This window comes from Actinomadura nitritigenes (assembly GCF_017573545.1).
GTDB lineage: Bacteria > Actinomycetota > Actinomycetes > Streptosporangiales > Streptosporangiaceae > Spirillospora > Spirillospora nitritigenes.
The window spans coordinates 13,402-30,487 of record NZ_JAGEOK010000053.1; the positions used below are offsets into that span (position 1 = coordinate 13,402).

Below are 17,086 nucleotides of genomic sequence, written 5' to 3' on the forward strand. Positions count from 1 at the left end.
CGGCCTCGCCGTTTGTGACCCGCCCCCCCGGGTACCCGCCCAGCGGACAGTCCGCTTGATCAGGAGGAATGCGATGGCGGGGCGGGGCCGGGGCGGCGGGAAGCAGCGGATGCCGGCGGGCTGGAAGCTGGTCTACGGGGTGAACGACCGGCTCGGATCGACCACCTTCCTGCGCACCAACCTGGGCAAGGCCTTCCCCAAGCACTGGACGTTCCTGCTCGGCGAGATCGCGCTCTACTCCTTCATCGTCCTCATCCTCACCGGCGTCTACCTCACCCTGTTCTTCCGGCCGAGCGGCACGGAGGTCGTCTACGGCGGCTCTTACTCCCAGCTGCGCGGCGTGAAGATGAGCGAGGCGTACGCGTCGACGCTGAACCTGTCGTTCGACGTGCGCGGCGGGCTGCTGATGCGGCAGATCCACCACTGGGCCGCGAACCTGTTCCTCGCGGCGATCTGCGTCCACCTGCTGCGGATCTTCTTCACCGGCGCGTTCCGCAAGCCGCGCGAGATCAACTGGGTCATCGGGGTCACCCTGTTCGCGCTGTCGGTCCTGGAGGGGTTCGCCGGCTACTCCCTGCCCGACGACCTGCTGTCGGGCACCGGGCTGCGCATCGCCGAGGGCATCGTGCTCGCCATCCCGGTCGTCGGCACCTACCTGATGCTCTGGATGTTCGGCGGCGAGTTCCCGGCGAGCGAGAGCTTCATCCCGCGGCTGTTCACCGTGCACATCCTGCTGATCCCCGCGATCCTGCTCGCGCTCATCACCGCGCACCTGATGATCCTCTGGCACCAGACGCACACCCAGTGGCCCGGCAAGGGACGCCGGGAGCAGGCGGTGCAGGGCGAGCCGACCTTCCCGAGCTTCATGGCGCAGAGCGGCGCGTACTTCCTCTACACCTTCGGGTTCCTGGCCGCCCTGGCGACGTTCGCGCAGATCAACCCGGTCTGGCTGTACGGCCCCTACGATCCGGACCAGGTGTCGTTCGGGTCGCAGCCCGACTGGTACATCGCGTTCCTCGAAGGCTCGCTGCGCATCATGGGGCGGATCTCGACGACCGTCGCCGGCCACACCATCGGCTGGAACGTGCTGCTGCCCGCCGTCGTCCTGCCCGGGGCGTTCTTCACCCTCATCGGCCTGTACCCGTTCTTCGAGAGATGGGCGACCGGGGACGAGCGCATTCACCATCTGCTCGACCGCCCGCGCAACGCCGCGACCCGCACGGCGATCGGCGCCGCCGTCATCGCCTGGTACGGCAACCTGTGGGCGGCCGGCGGCAACGACATCCTGTCGAACGCCTTCAAGATCCCGCTGTTCTGGACGACGTGGTTCTTCCGCGTCGGGTTCTTCGTCTTCCCCGTGCTCGCGTTCGTCGTCGCCCGCCGCGTCTGCCTCAGCCTGCAACGCCGCGACCTGCAGAAACGCGAGGAAGGCGTGGAGAGCGGGCTGATCTCGCTGACCCCGGAGGGCGGGTACGTCGAGCGGCACGAGCGGTCCGCGCCGGAGGAGGCGGCCATCCTGCGGACCCGGCAGCCCCGCGAGCTCGTCGCGGCCTACCCGCACCACATCATCCCGCTGCCGACGCCCGGCCGCGTCCGCACGCAGGTCAGGACCCGCACCAACCGGTTCTACCTCAACTACCAGACCGAGTCGCACGGCGGCGGGCAGGGCGACCTCAAGCGCGACGGCGCCGTGGAGAAGGAGAAGAAGGAAGGCTCCTGACCCCGCGGCGCCGGGCGCCGCTCACGAGCCGGCGGGCAGGGCCGCGATCGGCGCCGCTCAGGAGCCGGCGGAGGGCTGCGGGAGCGCCGGCTCGGACTCCTGCGGGGGCTCCTTCGGCGGGAAGTGCAGGTCGAACGCCGGGCGGTAGGAGCGGATGCGCGGCATCGTCGTGAAGTTGTGGCGGGGCGGCGGGCACGAGGTCGCCCACTCCAGAGAGGCGCCGTAGCCCCACGGGTCGTCGGTCTCGACCGGACGGGCGCGGCGGTGCGTCCGGTAGATGTTCCACAGGAACGCGAAGGTGGAGGCGCCGAGGATGAACGCGCCGATCGACGAGACGAGGTTCAGCGCCGCGAACTGCTTCGGGTAGTCGGCGATGCGGCGCGGCATGCCCTCGGCGCCGAGCCAGTGCTGGACGAGGAAGGTGGTGTGGAAGCCGACGAACAGCGACCAGAAGTGGATCTTCCCCCAGGTCTCGTCGAGCCTCCTGCCGGTCATCTTCGGCCACCAGAAGTAGAACCCGCCGAACATCGCGAACACCACGGTCCCGAACAGCACGTAATGGAAATGGGCGACGACGAAATAGGAGTCGGTGAGGTGGAAGTCCATTGGCGGTGACGCGAGGATCACGCCGGTGAGGCCGCCGAACAGGAACGTCACGAGGAAACCGATCGCCCACAGCATCGGCGTCTCGAAGGTGAGCTGCCCCTTCCACAGCGTCCCGACCCAGTTGAAGAACTTGATGCCGGTCGGCACCGCGATCATGAACGACGTCATGGAGAAGAACGGCAGCAGGACCTGGCCCGTGGCGAACATGTGGTGCGCCCAGACGGTCATCGACAGCCCGGTGATCGCGATGGTCGCGCACACCATTCCGAGGTAGCCGAAGACGGGCTTCCGCGAGAACACCGGGAGGATCTCGGTGACGATGCCGAAGAACGGCAGCGCCACGATGTACACCTCGGGATGGCCGAAGAACCAGAACAGGTGCTGCCACAGCAGCGCGCCCCCGTTCGCGCCGTCGTAGATGTGGGCGCCGAACTTGCGGTCCGCCTCCAGCGCGAACAGCGCGGCGGCGAGCACCGGGAACGCGATCAGCACCATCACGCTGGTCAGCAGCACGTTCCACGTGAAGATCGGCATCCGGAACACCACCATGCCGGGGGCCCGCATCCCGATGATCGTCGTCATCAGGTTCACCGACGTGAAGATCGTCCCGAACCCCGAGACGATCAGCCCCATCACCCACATGTCGCCGCCGAGCCCCGGCGAGTACGTCGACGACGAGAGCGGCGAGTAGGAGAACCAGCCGAACGCCGCCGCGCCGCCCGGCATCAGGAACCCCGCCAGCACCATGAGCGCGCCGAACAGGAACAGGTAGTAGCTGAGCGTGTTGAGCCGCGGGAACGCCACGTCCGGCGCGCCGATCTGCAGCGGCACGATCACGTTCGCGAACCCCGCGAACAGCGGCGTCGCGAACAGCAGCAGCATGATCGTGCCGTGAATGGTGAACAGCTGGTTGTACTGCAGGTCGTTCATCACCTGCAGGCCCGGACGCATCAGCTCGGCCCGCATCAGCATCGCCATCAGCCCGGCGATCAGGAACATCGCGAACGACGTCCCGAGGTACAGGTAGCCGACCATCTTGTGATCGGTGGTGGCGAGGACGTCGCCGATCCTGATCCCCTTGCGGTGGCGCGCCAGCGCGTCCGCGGTGCTGGTGTCCGGCGCGCCGTCCACAGCCGTCATCCGGGCTCCCCTCCTCGTCCACTACCAACGGCTGGTAATGACCGGAGAAAAACCCTCCAAACGCGCGCCGCCCGGCGCCGACGGCTCAGGGGCGGCGGGTCAGGGGTGCCAGTGGGGGCCTTCGTCGCCGCGGAGCTCGTCCTGGACGGGCGGGCGCTCGGTGTCGCGCATGTGCTCGGCGAGGCCCGGCTTGTTGTGGTGCCGCCGCTGGTAGGCCTGCTCCGCCGGGGTGCGGCCCGGGTCGGGGTCGACCGGCAGCGAGCGCAGCACCTCCGCCGCGCTGCCGTAGGTGCCGAGCGGCAGCGACGACAGCACCCGCTCCTCCTCGCTCAGCGGGCGCTCGGCGTGCGCGTGCTCGACGATCCTCTCCTTGCTGGCCGGGAAGGCCAGGTCGCCCAGCAGCTGCTCGACCCGCCTCGTGTCGGCGATCTTCATGGTGTGCTCCCCCCTGTCGCGGCCGGCCGTCATCCGGCGACCTCCAGCGCCACCTTCGTCCAGCCGGGCTCGCGCCGGTCGAACGCCTCGTAGGCCTCGATGACCCCGGGCAGGCGGGCCTGCTGGGTGAGGATCGTGGTCGGGTCGGCACCGCCCTTGGCGATGCGGCTGAGCAGCCCCGGCACGTACCGGCGGTGGTTGCAGTTGCCGGCCTTGACGGTCAGGTTCCGGTTCATCGCCAGGCCCAGCGGGAAGCTGGTGAAGTTCGGCGGGTAGACCCCGACGATCCCGATGGTGCCGGCCTTGGCGACCATGTCCACCGCCCAGCGCAGCGCCTCGCCGGGCGCGTCGCCGGGGCGCCACTGCGCGCCGTGCTGGCCGGTGCGCGGCGCGGCCTGCGCCTGCTCGCGCTCGAACTCGCGCCGGTCCTCCTTGGTGATCGCCTCGGCGGCGGGACCGCTCGCGGGGCTCTCGGCGTCCACGCCGACCGCGTCGATCACGCGGTCCGCGCCGATGCCGCCCGTCAGGTTCCGGACGACCTCGACCGGGTCCTCGGCGTTGAAGTCGATCGTCTCGGCGTTCTGCAGCCGGGCCGTCTCCAGCCGGTCGGCGTGCCCGTCCACGACGAACACCCGGCCGGCGCCCTGGATCCGCGCCGACAGCACGGCGAGCTGCCCGACCGGGCCCGCGCCGAGCACCGCGACGGTGTCGCCGGGCCCGACCTCGGCGAGCCGCGCGCCGAACCAGCCGGTCGGCAGGATGTCGCTGACCATCAGCGCCTGCTCGTCGGTGACGCCGGGCGGGATGGCGACGAGGTTGGTGTGCGCGTACGGGACGCGCGCGTACTCGGCCTGCAGGCCGTCGAACGGGCCGGTCGACCGGGGTCCGCCGTAGAACGACGAGCCCGCGGACGGCCCGTTCGGGTTGGCGACGTCGCACTGGGCGTAGTACCCGGCGCGGCAGTACGAGCACCGGCCGCAGCCGATCGTGGACGGGATGACGACGCGGTCGCCGGGCACGAAGTTGCGGACGTCCCGCCCGACCTCCTCGACCACCCCGACGGCCTCGTGGCCGAGGACCGTGCCCGGCTCCATGCCGGGCATCGTGCCCCTGACGAAGTGCAGGTCCGTCCCGCAGATCGCGCTGGCGGTGATCCGGACGACCGCGTCCTCGGGGTCGCGGACGGCCGGGTCGGGCACCTCGTCCAGGCTGATCTCGCCGACGTCGTGCCAGACCACTGCCCTCATGGCTCTGCTCCTCCCCTCGCGGGACCTGTTCCCGTCCGCCCTTCCCGCAGGTCGCGGGAGAAACATGGACAATGCAGACACCTGCCGTACGGCTCGCCGGACCCGCACCGGATAATGGAAAGCCGCAGACCGCGACCACGTCAGGAGTCGGCCATGACACGCCCATCCCGGCCCGTCCGGGCCCGCCGGTGAGCGCCCCCCGCGCCGGCGCGTCCCAGCAGGTGCTCGGGCCGCTGACCGGCTCGGCCATCTTCCTCGTGGTGACCGTCGACCCCGGCGGCGAGCCCGTGGTCGCCGAGCTGCTCCCCGACCTGGCCGGACTCGTCCGCGCGGTCGGCTTCCGGGTGCCCGGCGGCGGCCTGACCTGCGTCACCGGCATCGGCTCGGACGCCTGGGACCGGCTGTTCTCCGGCCCGCGCCCCGCCGGGCTGCACCCGTTCACCGAGCTGCGCGGCGACGTGCACACCGCCCCGTCCACGCCCGGCGACCTGCTGTTCCACATCCGCGCGCACCAGATGGACCTCTGCTTCGAGCTGGCCGCGCAGATCATGGAGCGGCTGGCGGGGGCCGTCACCGTCCGGGACGAGGTGCACGGCTTCCGCTACTTCGAGCAGCGCGACCTGCTCGGCTTCGTCGACGGCACCGAGAACCCGACCGGCGAGGACGCCCGCGCCGCCGTCGCCATCGGCGGCGAGGACCCGGGGTTCGCCGGCGGCAGCTACGTGATCGTCCAGAAGTACCTGCACGACATGCGGGCGTGGAACGCTCTCACGGTCGAGCAGCAGGAGGACGCGGTCGGCCGCCGCAAGCTGTCCGACATCGAGATCCCCGACGGGATGAAGGCCCCCGGCGCGCACGTCGCGCTCACCTCGATCACCGGCCCGGACGGCGAGGAGCGGGAGATCCTGCGCGACAACATGCCGTTCGGGAACCTGCGCGACGGCGAGTTCGGCACCTACTTCATCGGCTACTCCGCCACCCCGGAGGTCACCGAGGAGATGCTGCGGAACATGTTCCTCGGCGACCCGCCCGGCGTCCACGACCGGCTGCTCGACTTCTCGACCGCCGTGACCGGGACCCTGTTCCACGTCCCCACGGCCGACTTTCTCGACGACCCGCCCCCGCTTCCCAGCGACGACGGATCCCTGGGCATCGGCGACCTGAAGAGGAGCGCACCTTGAACAACCTCCACCGCGAACTGGCCCCGATCTCCGCCGCCGCCTGGGACGACCTGGAGGCGGAGATCCGCCGCACCGTCACCCGCAACCTCGCCGGGCGGCGGCTGGTGGACGTGCCGGAGCCGGGCGGCGCGGCGCTCGCGGCCGTCGCCACCGGGCACCTCGACCCCGTCGACGCGCCCGCCGAGGGCGTGGCGGCGCACGTGCGGCGGGCCCGTCCGCTGGTGGAGCTGCGGGTGCCGTTCACCGTGGACCGGCGGGCCGTCGACGACGTGGAGCGCGGCGCGAAGGACCCGGACTGGCAGCCCGCCAAGGACGCGGCCCGGCTGATCGCCCGCGCCGAGGACCGCGCGATCTTCGAGGGGTACGCCGCGGCCGGCATCGAGGGGCTGCGCGCCGCGTCCGCCAACCCGGCGATCGCGCTGCCGGACGAGCCGCGCGAGTACCCGAACGCGGTGGCGCGGGCGGTGACGGCGCTGCGGCTGGCCGGGGTGGACGGCCCGTACTCGCTGGCGCTCAGCGCGGACGCCTACACGGCGGTGAACGAGACCTCCGACCACGGCTACCCGATCCACGAGCACCTGGCCCGGCTGGTCAGCGGCGACATCGTCTGGGCGCCCGCGATCACCGGCGCGTTCCTGCTGTCCACCCGGGGCGGCGACTTCGAGCTGCGCGTCGGGCAGGACCTGTCGGTCGGCTACGAGTCCCACGACGCGACGAGCGTCCGGCTGTACCTCCAGGAGACGTTCACGTTCCTGACGTACACCGCCGAGGCCGTGGTCGCGCTGGGCTGACCCGCCTCGACGGCGCGCCCTTGTGCCGCGCCCAATGTGCCGCGGATCCGCGGTCCATGACTCAATGGACCGCGGATAACCGCGCCAGCGTTCGTGAGTACGATGAGGGGCCCGACCGCCGACTCGAAGAGACGGGCATGGCTGACTTCCGCATCGACGACCTGGCGCGCGCGGCCGGGACCACGGTCCGGCACGTGCGCGGCTTCCAGGAGCGCGGCCTGCTCCCGCCGCCCCGGATGAGGGGCAGGGTCGGCTTCTACGACGACAGCCACCTGGCGCGGATCCACCTCATCGCCCGGCTCAAGGACCGCGGCTACACGCTGGCCAGCATCGGCGAGATGCTGTCGGCGTGGGAGCGCGGCCACAACCTGGCCGACCTGCTCGGCCTGGAGCGGGTCATCCACGACCCGTGGTCGGACGAGGAGCCGGCCCGGATGACGCTCGCGCAGGTCGTGCGGCGGTTCTACCCGGAGATCCCGGAGGAGGCGCTCAGGGGCCGGACGCCCGCCGACCACCCGAAGCTGAGGCGGGCGGAGGAGCTGGAGTTCATCCGGTGGACGGGCGAGGAGTACGAGGTGCCGAGCCCGCGGCTGCTGGAGGTCGGCGCGGGACTGGTCGAGGCCGGCATCGAGCTGGACGCCGTCTTCGAGATCGCCGGCCGGCTGCGCGGCGACGTGGACGCCATCGCCCGGCAGTTCGTCCGGCTGACCGTGGAGCACGCCGGGCTGGACGCGCGGTCCGGCGACCGGGACGTGCGCGAGGTCGGCGAGGTGATCCGGCGGCTGCGTCCGATCGGCATGCAGGCGGTGCAGGGGCTGCTGGCCCGCTCGCTGCACGCCGAGATCCAGGCCGAGTTCGCCCGGCAGATCGAGAGCATGGGCCTCACTCCCCCGGCGCCGGGCACCGCCGAGCATGCCGAGAACACACCCGAGCAGGCCGAGCGCACCGCCGAGCAGGCCGAGCGCACCGCCGAGCGCGACGCGGCCCCGGCGGGGCGGGCCGGGGAGTCCGTCCCGGACCTGCCCGTCTGAACCGCGCGTTCCGGTCGGCGCGCCCGGTCGGCCGTCCGCCGCGCGCGGCCCCGCGCCCGAGGAGCCGGGCGGGGGCCGGATCGGGGGCGGGGCCGGTCAGTAGTCGAACCAGCCGGGGAGCTTGGCGCCGAACATCATGTCGCCGGACAGCTTGATCTTGCCGGTCATGAAGCCCTGCACGCCGTTCAGCCGGCCCGCGCACAGCCGCAGCAGCGTCGGCGCCGACAGCGTGAGCGTCACCTTCGGGCCGGCCGGCGCCCCGCGCTCGCCGATGGCGGCGCCGTCGCGGATCGACAGGCCGTAGGACAGCGTCCCGCCGGGCGCGGTGACGTCCCAGCGGACCACGCCGCCGTCGTTCCCGGCGCGCTCGGCGACGAAGTGCTCGCCCATCAGGCCGAACACCCGGTCCAGGACGTCCTCCGCGCCGGCGGCGGCGACGAAGCCGTCGATCAGCTCGTCGTCCACGCCGGGCGCGTCCAGCAGCGCGCGGAGCTGCTCGGGCGAGGCGACGTCCTCCAGCATCGCCTTCAGCTGCTCGGTGTCCCCGAGGTGGGGCACGGTCTCGCTCATGGCGTTTCCCTCCGGTCGAAGCGGCGCTTTCACCGGTCCGACGATTCCAGCACCGCGACCGCCGGATAACTGCACCGGAGACGGAATCACGATGGGCGGCACTCACCCATTCGAAGGTTTATGCGCGGCCGCTCGCGAGGCCGTTCTCGAACCAGTCGGGCTGGCCGTCGGGGCGGGTCGTCGCGAGCCAGAGGCGCAGCGCCATCAGCAGTTCGACGTGCAGGGACGGGTCGTGGATCTCGGGGCCGAACAATTCGTCGAGCCTGCGAACCCGGAGCCGGACGGTCTGCGGGTGGACGTGCAGCCGGAGCGCCGCGGCGGAGGCGTTGAATCCGCATTCCAGCACGGCCTGGAGCGTCCGCGCATACTGCGTGCGGCGATTCTGCCGGAGTCGCAGCAGCGGTTTCAGCCGGTGCCGCGCGCAATTCTCGACGAGGTCGCGGTGGCGCAGCACCACGAGGGTGGGCACGTGCTCGGCGGCGATGATCGGTCCGTCGCGGGGCGGCGCGCCGGAGGGTCCGTCGTCGAGCGCGCCGTCCGCGGCCAGGGCGAGCGTCTGCCGCGCCCAGGCCAGCGACCGGCCGAGCGCGGCCGGTTCGACGGCGGGGCCGACGGCCGCCGCCCGGCCGGCCAGGAGCGGCTCCAGCGTCCGGCGGTGCACCGGGTCCCGCGGGTCGGGGACGATCAGGCACGGCTCGGCGAGGTGCCGGCCGTCCAGCACCTGCGGCGGGAGGACGCGGGGGCGGGGCGGTCCCGTCCCGGGGGCGAGGGCGACGGCGGCGGCGCGGCCCGGCACCGGCCACCGCGCCTCCTGCGCGAGGGCCGCGATGCGCCGCGGTTCGGTCCCGGGGCGGGCGAGCAGCGCGGCGAGCAGCGCGCGGCGGCGGCGCAGCAGCAGCGCGGCCGGGTCGCGGGCCGCCTCGGCGCGGCCCTGCGCGACGGCGGCCGCCAGCCGGTTCAGGAAGGGGAAGAGCGCGGAGACCACCTGCCCGTACAGGCCGGGCGGCACCTCGGCGTCCAGCGCGTCGGCGACCCGGGACAGGTGCCGGACGGCGACGCGGGTCGCGACGTTCGCCGCGTTCTGCAGGGCGCTCGCGGCGCGGCCCTCCTGCACCTCGGCGGCGCCGACCCGGCGGAAGAAGGCGAGGAGGTCCTCCGGCGGCGGGCCGGGCCGCTCGACGAGGCCGGCGAACGCGCCGATCGCGCATCCCGCGGCGAACTCCAGCGCGTCCCGGCAGCCGGGGGCGGCGTACTCGGGGACCTCGCGCCGCACCTCGTCGACGGTCTCCGCGACGATCGCGGGGACGGCGTCGCGCAGCGCGCCGCCGAGGAGGCGCCGCACGCGGGCGTCGAGGCCGGGGTCCGGTTCGACGGCGTTGCCGGGAGCCCTCATCGCTCACGTCCCTCCCGACGTGCCCGGCCGGGCACCGTATCGCGGATCTATGTACCGCAAATTAACGGAACAAGCGTGTACGGCGCGTTCGAGCCATGTCAAGACGGTCGGACCACAGACGTACGTCCCGCAGGTTCACGGGACGATGGCCTCGCAGCTCCCGAACCGCGGCCCGGCCGGGCGCCCGGCGGCCAGCGCGTCGAGCCGCTCCAGGAAGAGTCCCTCGCGCAGCGCCCACGGGCACACGTCCAGCCCGTCGAGCCCGAGGACGTCCATCACCGCCTCGGCGACGATCGCGCCGGCCAGGATCTGGTGCGCCCGCGACGCCTTCACCCCGCGCAGCCTCGCGCGCTCCTCGTCGGGCAGCTTCGCCAGCGTCGGGATCCAGCCGTGCAGGTCCGCGCGGTCGAGGCGGCGCGGCGCGTACGGCCCCGCCTTGGCCTTCGGCGCGCCGCACAGCCGGGCCAGCTGCGTGAACGTCTTGGACGTCGCGACGGCCCGGACCGGCGCGGGCCGTTCGACGATCTCGACCGTCGCCTCCTTCAGCACGGACCGCACGTGCGCGCGCAGCGCCTTGCGGGTGCGCTTGCGGACCGGCGGCCGGCCGGGCAGGTGGTGCCGCGTCAGCCGGCCCGCGCCGAGCGGGAGCGACAGCGCGATCTCGGGTCCGTCCCCCGCCCCGTAGGCCAGTTCGAGGGACCCGCCGCCGATGTCGGCGAGCAGCAGCGGCCCCGCCGACCAGCCGTACCAGCGCCGCACGGCCAGGAACGTCAGCCGCGCCTCCTGCTCGCCGGACAGGAACCCGAGCGCGACGCCCGTCGCGGCGCGGACCTCGGCGGTGACGTCGTCGCGGTTGGCGGCGTCGCGCAGCGCGGACGTGGCGAGCGGCAGCAGCTCCCCCACCCCGGCGGCGGACGCGGCGGCGGACGCCTCCCGGACCGCGCCGATCAGCCGCCCGACGGCGGGCCGCCCGATCACGCCGTGCCGGTCGGTCGACTCGGCCAGCCGCACGGCGCTCTTCACCGACCGGACGGGCGCGGGCGCCTCGCCTGGGCTGAGGTCCGCGATGCGCAGGTGGGCCGAGTTGGAGCCGATGTCGAGGACGCCCAGGCGCAGGCGGGCCGGGCCGGTGTCGCTTTGGCTGTCGCTGTCCGCAGGGGGGTTCATGGACGTGGATTACCCGGGTTTTACCCGTCCAGTCCGGGGCGCCCGCCGCCCACGTTTCACGCTGGTGCGCCGGGTAGTTGCCGCCCTAGACCCGCTCTAGGAGGAACACGATGAAGGCGCTCACCTGGCACGGCAAGCGCGACGTCCGCGTCGAGGACGTCCCCGACCCGAAGATCAAGGAACCGGACGACGCGGTCATCCGGGTGACCTCGTCCGGGATCTGCGGTTCGGACCTGCACCTGTACGAGGTGCTCGGGCCGTTCATGAGCGAGGGGGACGTGCTGGGCCACGAGCCGATGGGGATCGTCGAGGAGACCGGCCCGGACGTGAAGCACGTCAAGCCGGGCGACCGGGTGGTCATCCCGTTCAACATCTCCTGCGGGCGCTGCCACATGTGCGAGATGAAGCTGTACGCGCAGTGCGAGACGACGCAGGTCCGCGAGAGCAACATGGGCGCGGCGCTGTTCGGCTACACCCGGCTGTACGGGCAGGTGCCGGGCGGCCAGGCGGAGTACCTGCGGGTGCCGCAGGCGCACTTCGGCCCGATCAAGGTGCCGGAGGGGCCGCCGGACGAGCGGTTCGTCTACCTGTCGGACGTCCTGCCGACGGCGTGGCAGGCGGTGCAGTGGGCGGAGATCCCCGAGGGCGGCTCGGTGACGGTGCTCGGGCTCGGCCCGATCGGCCAGATGTCGGCGCGGATCGCGCGCCATCTCGGCCACCGGGTCATCGGCGTCGACCTCGTCCCGGAGCGGCTGGAGATGGCCCGCCGGCACGGGATCGAGGTGATCGACGCCGACGCCGCCGACGACGTGCCGGACGCGGTCCGGCAGATCACCGGCGGGCGCGGCACCGACTCGGTGATCGACGCGGTCGGGATGGAGGCGCACGGCTCGCCGGGCGCGAAGCTGGCCCAGACGCTGACCGGGCTGATGCCGGGCAACACCGCCGCGCCGCTGATGCAGCGGGTCGGCGTGGACCGGCTCGCGGCGTTCCTGACCGCGATCGAGGTGGTGCGCCGGGGCGGGACGATCTCGCTGAGCGGCGTGTACGGCGGCATGACCGACCCGCTGCCGATGCTGCAGATGTTCGACAAGGGCATCACGCTGCGGATGGGGCAGGCGCACGTCAAGCGCTGGATCGACGACGTCATGCCCCTCGTGACCGATGACGCCGACCCGCTCGGCGTCATGGACCTCGCCACCCACCGCGTGCCGCTGGAAAAGGCGCCGGAGGCGTACGAGATGTTCCAAAAGAAGCAGGACGGCGCCATCAAGGTGCTCGTGCAGCCCGGCGCCTGACGCGCCGGGCCGCGGCGCGGCCGCGGGCGGCTACTCGCTCCGGCGGTGGGTCAGCGCGATGTCGAAGTCGTCGCGCCCGGCGCCGGACAGGTCGAGCGGCACCGCGACCGGCGGGTACCCGGACGCGACGACGGTGTAGTCCTCGGGGGCGAGGCCGTCGAACGCGTAGGCGCCGTCCGGGCCGGTGCGGGCGGTGGCGACGACGTTCCCGGCCTGGTCGACCAGCGACACGTGCGCGTCGCCGAGCGCCTCGCCGCCGCGGCCGCGGACGGTGCCGCGCAGCGCGGGCCCGGCGGGCAGCTCGATCTCCACCGGTGCCGGCTCGCCGCCCTCGACCCGCACGGGGCGGGCGGCGGGCCTGCGCCCGGCCGCGCTCACCGTCAGCGTGTAGCCGCCGGGCGCGAGGTCGGCCAGCGCGAACGCGCCGTCCCCGCCGGTGACGGCGGAGGCGACGACCTCGCCGCGCTGGTCGGTGGCGACCGCGACGGCGCCGGCGACGGGCGCGCCCGCCTCGTCGCGGACCGTGCCGGCCACGCCGCCGATGCCGCCGAGCACGAGGTCGGCGCCCGCCGGGCCGTCGAGAACGGTGACAGTGGCCGCCTCGGGCTGGTGGCCGGGCGCGGACCCGACCAGCACGTAGCCGCCGGGCGCGGGTGCCGCGACCGCGTACCCGCCGTCGTCGCCGGTGGCGACCACGCCGAGCTGGCGGCCGCTCGCGTCGATCAGGGTGACGGTGGCGCCGGAGAGCGGCGTCCCCTCCGGGCGCAGCACCCGTCCGCGCACCGCCGGGCCCTCGCCCGCGGAGGTCGGCCCGGCCACGGCGGACGCCTCGCTCTCGGCGGACGGCTCGCTCTCCGCGGAGGGCACCGCCGGGCTCTCCACCGGGCCCGGGGAGGCGGCCGGAACCTCGGCGGCGACCGGTGCGGAAGGCCGGGCCGGACGACCGGCGTGCCGCACCGCGCGGCGCCCGGACGGCAGGAAGGCCGCGAGCAGGACGCCGACCGCGATGGCGCCGGTCGCGATGGCGAACGAGATCCGGAAGCCGGTCATGTCCGGCACCTCGGCCCCGCCGAAGTGGAGGGTGTTGCGGGCGAGGACGGTGCCGAGGAGCGCGCTGGACACCGAGGTGCCGATGGAGCGCATCAGCGTGTTCACGCCGTTGGCCGCCCCGCTCTCGGACGGGTCGACGGCGCCGAGGATGAGCGTGGGGAGCGCCGAGTAGGCGAGGCCGATGCCGGCGCCGACGATCGTGGAGACCAGCGCGACCTGCCACACCGCGCCCATCAGGCCCTGCGCCGCGGCGTAGCCGCCGCCGATCACGATCATGCCGAGGATGAGCGAGGTCTTGGCGCCGTACGCGGCCGACACGCGCGCCGACAGCGGCGAGACCAGCATCATCGCGATGCCCATCGGGGCCACGGTGAGCCCGGCGACCAGCAGCGACTGCCCGAGGCCGTACCCGGTCGCCTTCGGCAGCTCCAGCAGCTGCGGCAGGACCAGCGACATGGCGTAGAACGAGACGCCGACGGTGATCGCGGCGAGGTTGGTGAGCAGCACCTGGCGGCGCGCGGTGGTGCGCAGGTCGATCAGCGGGTCGCGCAGCCGCAGCTCCAGCACGCCCCACAGCACGAGGATCGCGACGCCCGCCGCGCCGAGCCCGAGCGTGCGGGCGTTCGTCCAGCCCCAGTCGCCGCCCTTGGTGATCGGCAGCAGCACGGCCAGCAGCCCCGCGGTGAGCCCGACCGTCCCGGCGATGTCGAAGCGTCCCTTCGCCCGCACCTTCGACTCGGGGACGGCGAACGCCACCAGCGCGAACGACACGACGCCGAGCGCGGCGGCGCCGTAGAAGAGCATGTGCCAGCTGAAGTGCTGGGCGATGTAGGCCGCCACCGGGAGGCCGAGCGCGCCGCCGACGCCGATCGAGGAGCTCATCAGCGCCAGCGCCGAGCCGAGCCGCTCCCGCGGCAGCGAGTCGCGCATCAGGCCGATGCCGAGCGGGATCGCGCCCATCGCGAAGCCCTGGATCGCGCGGCCGGTCACGACCAGCAGCAGCTCCGAGCTGACCGCGGCGACCAGCGAGCCGACGACGACGGCCCCGATGCTGACGAGCGTCATCCGCTTCTTGCCGTACAGGTCGCCGAGCCGCCCCATGATCGGGGTGGCGACGGCGCCGGACAGCAGCGTGGCGGTCATCGCCCACGTCGCGTTCGACAGCGAGGTGTGCAGCAGCTGCGGCAGCTGCCCGATGACCGGGATCAGCAGGGTCTGCATGACCGCGACGACGATGCCGGCGAACGCCAGGACGGCGATCAGCAGGCCCGAGCCGCGCTCGGCGGGGAGGCCGAGGTCGGGTTCGTGGCCGGCGGCCGCGGTGCCGGCGGGGGCGGCCGTGCGCGGGTACTGGGCGGTGGCGGGCTGGGACACGCTGGTACGCCTCCGGGAGGATGGATCGGTCCGTGCGGCGGGGTGGGCGCCGCGCTCGGGGGCGGCGGCGCACCTCGTGATCAAGACGATGAGGGGCCGGTTTCATTCCCCGCCGGGGAACCGCGACGGAGAATGAGACCAGCATCACTCTCCGCGAAGACCGAAATTTACCGATAGAGGCGAAGGGATGAGAAAAAGGAGTCACGCCGGTCAGGTCGGCGTGCCCCCGGCACGCCCGCCGGACGGAGATCACATTAGGCTCGGCGGGACGCCGGCCGGCGCCTCGGCGGCCCGAGCGAGGACGACGAGCACGGACCGCGAGCACCGACGAGCACCGACACACGAGCAGGGACGACACCCGGTATGGAGGCAGGCCCGATGCACCCTTTCCGCGCGGCCATCGAGACGGGCGACCTCGACGCCCTGCCCGACCTGCTGGCCGAGGACGTGCGGTTCCTCAGCCCGGTGGCGTTCGCGCCCTATGACGGCCGCCCGGTGGTGTCGGCGATCCTGCGCGCCGTCACCCGCGTGTTCACCGACTTCCGCTACGTCCGGGAGATCAGCGACGGGCGGGACCACGCGCTCGTGTTCAAGGCGCGGGTCGGCGACCGCGAGGTGCACGGCTGCGACTTCCTGCACCACGACGACTCCGGGCTGATCGACGAGTTCTGCGTGATGGTGCGCCCCCTGTCGGGCGCGAAGGCGCTGTCGGAGGCGATGGCGGTGCAGTTCGAGGCCGCCAAGCGGGAGATGGGCCTCACCTGACGGCCCCGCGCGCCATCTCGCGAGGCCCGGCGGGGCGAAGCGGGCGAGCGGCCGGCGGGCGTGGAACGGGACGGGGAGCGCGGGCGGGGTTCCGCGAAGGGGGTCAGGCGCTCAGCGGCGGCGGCAGCGACGCCTCCTCGGCCCGGCGGCCGTCGCGTTCGAGTCCGGCGAGCCGCGCCGAGGTGAGCGCGGCGCGGAACAGCTGGATGCCGCGCGCGGAGCTCGGGTCGATGCCGGACAGGTCCCGGATCCGGTCCAGCCGGTAGTGCAGCGTCCGGCGGTGGATCCACAGCTCCCGGGCGGCGCGCTCGCGGTCGAGGTTGCAGGCGAGCAGCACCTCCAGGGTGCGGCGCAGGTCGGTGCCGGCGTCGAGCGGGGACAGCACCGCGGCGAGCCGCTCGCGGATGCCGGGCTGGCCGAGGATCGCCAGCTCGACGAGCAGCTCGTCGGCGCGGTAGGGGCGGTCCTCGGCGTCCGGGATCGCCTTGACGACCGTCAGCACCCGGGACGCCTCCTCCAGCGCGTCGGGGATCCCGCCGAGACCGCTCCGGCAGGACTCGGCGGCGTGCACCGGCCCCCGCGTCCACGTGGCGAGGACGGCCACGAACTCGGCGGCCGCCACCTCGGCCCGCACCGGGTCCCCGGCCGGGAACAGCACGACCAGTCCGGCGAGGTCGCCGGAGTAGAGCACGCCGTCGATCGCCTCCAGGTGCTCGCGGGCCCGCGCCCAGTGCGCGGCGGCGGCCGCGCCGAGGCCGGGCGCCTCGCACCGCAGCACCAGGTAGCGGGACGCGAGCGCGACCCCGGCGGCCTCCGCGATGACCTCGGCGGGCGCGCCGTCGATCAGCGTCTCGGCGAGCAGCCGGCGCAGCGGCCGGGACCGGACGCCCTCGCGCGGCGCGTCCGCGTACCCCTGGATGCACGCCTCCCGGGCCCGTGCCGCGAGCCGCGCGGCGCGCCCCGTCGCCTCGGCCAGCTCGGTGAAGCGGCCGGCGGGCGCCGCCGCCCAGCAGGCCCGCGCCGCCGCGGCGAGCGCGGCGTCCCACACCTCCGACAGCACCGGCAGCGGGATGCCCTGCCGCGCCGCCATCGCCCCGAGGTCGCGGAACCGGGCGAGGTCGTCGGCGGGCAGCGGGCCGCCCGCCGCGACGAGCGCGAGCAGCCGCGCCGAGGTCTCCTCCCGGCCGCCGAACAGCGGCCCGGCCGTGCGCCGGATCGGCTGGTGCGCCGGGTGGCCGCCGAGCGCCTCGCCGATCGCCGCGGCGACCCGCGGGCCCTGCGCCGCGAGGAAGTCCGGCAGTCCGCCGGCCGAAGTCAT

14 protein-coding genes are annotated in these 17,086 nt (G+C 73.7%); 6 read left to right on the forward strand and 8 right to left on the reverse strand.

The window, feature by feature from the left end; translation table 11 throughout:
- The first annotated feature begins 73 nt into the window (after positions 1-73).
- Positions 74-1,720: a cytochrome bc1 complex cytochrome b subunit gene (gene qcrB / locus J4557_RS45640; protein WP_243777403.1), complete on the forward strand. Its 1,647-nt coding sequence runs from the start codon at positions 74-76 to the stop codon at positions 1,718-1,720.
- A 57-nt stretch (positions 1,721-1,777) separates the two neighbouring features.
- Here the strand turns inward: qcrB and ctaD are convergent, their stop codons facing one another.
- The 3 genes from ctaD to J4557_RS45655 all read right to left on the reverse strand — a co-directional run bounded on the left by ctaD (position 1,778) and on the right by J4557_RS45655 (position 5,148).
- Positions 1,778-3,466 carry an aa3-type cytochrome oxidase subunit I gene (ctaD, locus tag J4557_RS45645; protein WP_208273598.1) on the reverse strand — a complete coding sequence of 563 codons (1,689 nt, stop codon included), beginning with the start codon at positions 3,464-3,466 and terminating at the stop codon, positions 1,778-1,780.
- Between the two features lie 99 nt (positions 3,467-3,565).
- The gene (locus J4557_RS45650) at positions 3,566-3,901 is read right to left on the reverse strand and encodes a DUF2795 domain-containing protein (protein ID WP_208273600.1); all 336 of its coding nucleotides are present in this window, start codon (positions 3,899-3,901) and stop codon (positions 3,566-3,568) included.
- 29 nt (positions 3,902-3,930) lie between these two features.
- Entirely contained in the window at positions 3,931-5,148 is a 1,218-nt protein-coding gene (locus J4557_RS45655; RefSeq protein ID WP_208273602.1) for a zinc-dependent alcohol dehydrogenase, read from the reverse strand.
- A 188-nt stretch (positions 5,149-5,336) separates the two neighbouring features.
- On the opposite strand from J4557_RS45655, the gene J4557_RS45660 reads away from it, so the two are divergent.
- The 3 genes from J4557_RS45660 (at position 5,337) to J4557_RS45670 (ending at position 8,151) form a co-directional block, all read left to right on the forward strand.
- Positions 5,337-6,329: a Dyp-type peroxidase gene (locus J4557_RS45660; protein WP_307800588.1), complete on the forward strand. Its 993-nt coding sequence runs from the start codon at positions 5,337-5,339 to the stop codon at positions 6,327-6,329.
- Positions 6,326-7,120: a family 1 encapsulin nanocompartment shell protein gene (locus tag J4557_RS45665; protein WP_208273606.1), complete on the forward strand. Its 795-nt coding sequence runs from the start codon at positions 6,326-6,328 to the stop codon at positions 7,118-7,120. The genes J4557_RS45660 and J4557_RS45665 overlap by 4 nt, the downstream gene beginning before the upstream one ends.
- A 137-nt stretch (positions 7,121-7,257) precedes the next feature.
- Entirely contained in the window at positions 7,258-8,151 is an 894-nt protein-coding gene (locus J4557_RS45670; RefSeq protein ID WP_208273608.1) for a MerR family transcriptional regulator, read from the forward strand.
- A 96-nt stretch (positions 8,152-8,247) separates the two neighbouring features.
- On the opposite strand, the gene J4557_RS45675 is transcribed toward J4557_RS45670, so the two are convergent.
- From J4557_RS45675 to J4557_RS45685, 3 genes are all read right to left on the reverse strand, one after another.
- Positions 8,248-8,721 carry an SCP2 sterol-binding domain-containing protein gene (locus J4557_RS45675; protein ID WP_208273609.1) on the reverse strand — a complete coding sequence of 158 codons (474 nt, stop codon included), beginning with the start codon at positions 8,719-8,721 and terminating at the stop codon, positions 8,248-8,250.
- Between the two features lie 118 nt (positions 8,722-8,839).
- Positions 8,840-10,114 (reverse strand): PucR family transcriptional regulator, encoded by a 1,275-nt coding sequence (locus J4557_RS45680; protein ID WP_208273611.1) that lies wholly within the window; start codon positions 10,112-10,114, stop codon positions 8,840-8,842.
- Between the two features lie 135 nt (positions 10,115-10,249).
- A complete protein-coding gene (locus J4557_RS45685; RefSeq protein ID WP_243777404.1) occupies positions 10,250-11,281 on the reverse strand; it encodes a Ppx/GppA phosphatase family protein in 1,032 nt (343 codons plus the stop codon).
- A 110-nt stretch (positions 11,282-11,391) separates the two neighbouring features.
- On the opposite strand from J4557_RS45685, the gene J4557_RS45690 reads away from it, so the two are divergent.
- On the forward strand, positions 11,392-12,579 hold the full coding sequence (locus J4557_RS45690) for a zinc-dependent alcohol dehydrogenase (RefSeq protein ID WP_208273613.1): 1,188 nt from the start codon (positions 11,392-11,394) through the stop codon (positions 12,577-12,579).
- 30 nt (positions 12,580-12,609) lie between these two features.
- On the opposite strand, the gene J4557_RS45695 is transcribed toward J4557_RS45690, so the two are convergent.
- Positions 12,610-15,003, reverse strand: coding sequence for an MFS transporter (locus J4557_RS45695; protein ID WP_208273615.1), 2,394 nt, complete (start codon positions 15,001-15,003; stop codon positions 12,610-12,612).
- 378 nt (positions 15,004-15,381) lie between these two features.
- On the opposite strand from J4557_RS45695, the gene J4557_RS45700 reads away from it, so the two are divergent.
- The gene (locus tag J4557_RS45700; RefSeq protein WP_208273617.1) at positions 15,382-15,768 is read left to right on the forward strand and encodes a nuclear transport factor 2 family protein; all 387 of its coding nucleotides are present in this window, start codon (positions 15,382-15,384) and stop codon (positions 15,766-15,768) included.
- A 103-nt stretch (positions 15,769-15,871) separates the two neighbouring features.
- Here the strand turns inward: J4557_RS45700 and J4557_RS45705 are convergent, their stop codons facing one another.
- On the reverse strand, positions 15,872-17,086 hold the full coding sequence (locus J4557_RS45705) for a PucR family transcriptional regulator (protein WP_208273619.1): 1,215 nt from the start codon (positions 17,084-17,086) through the stop codon (positions 15,872-15,874).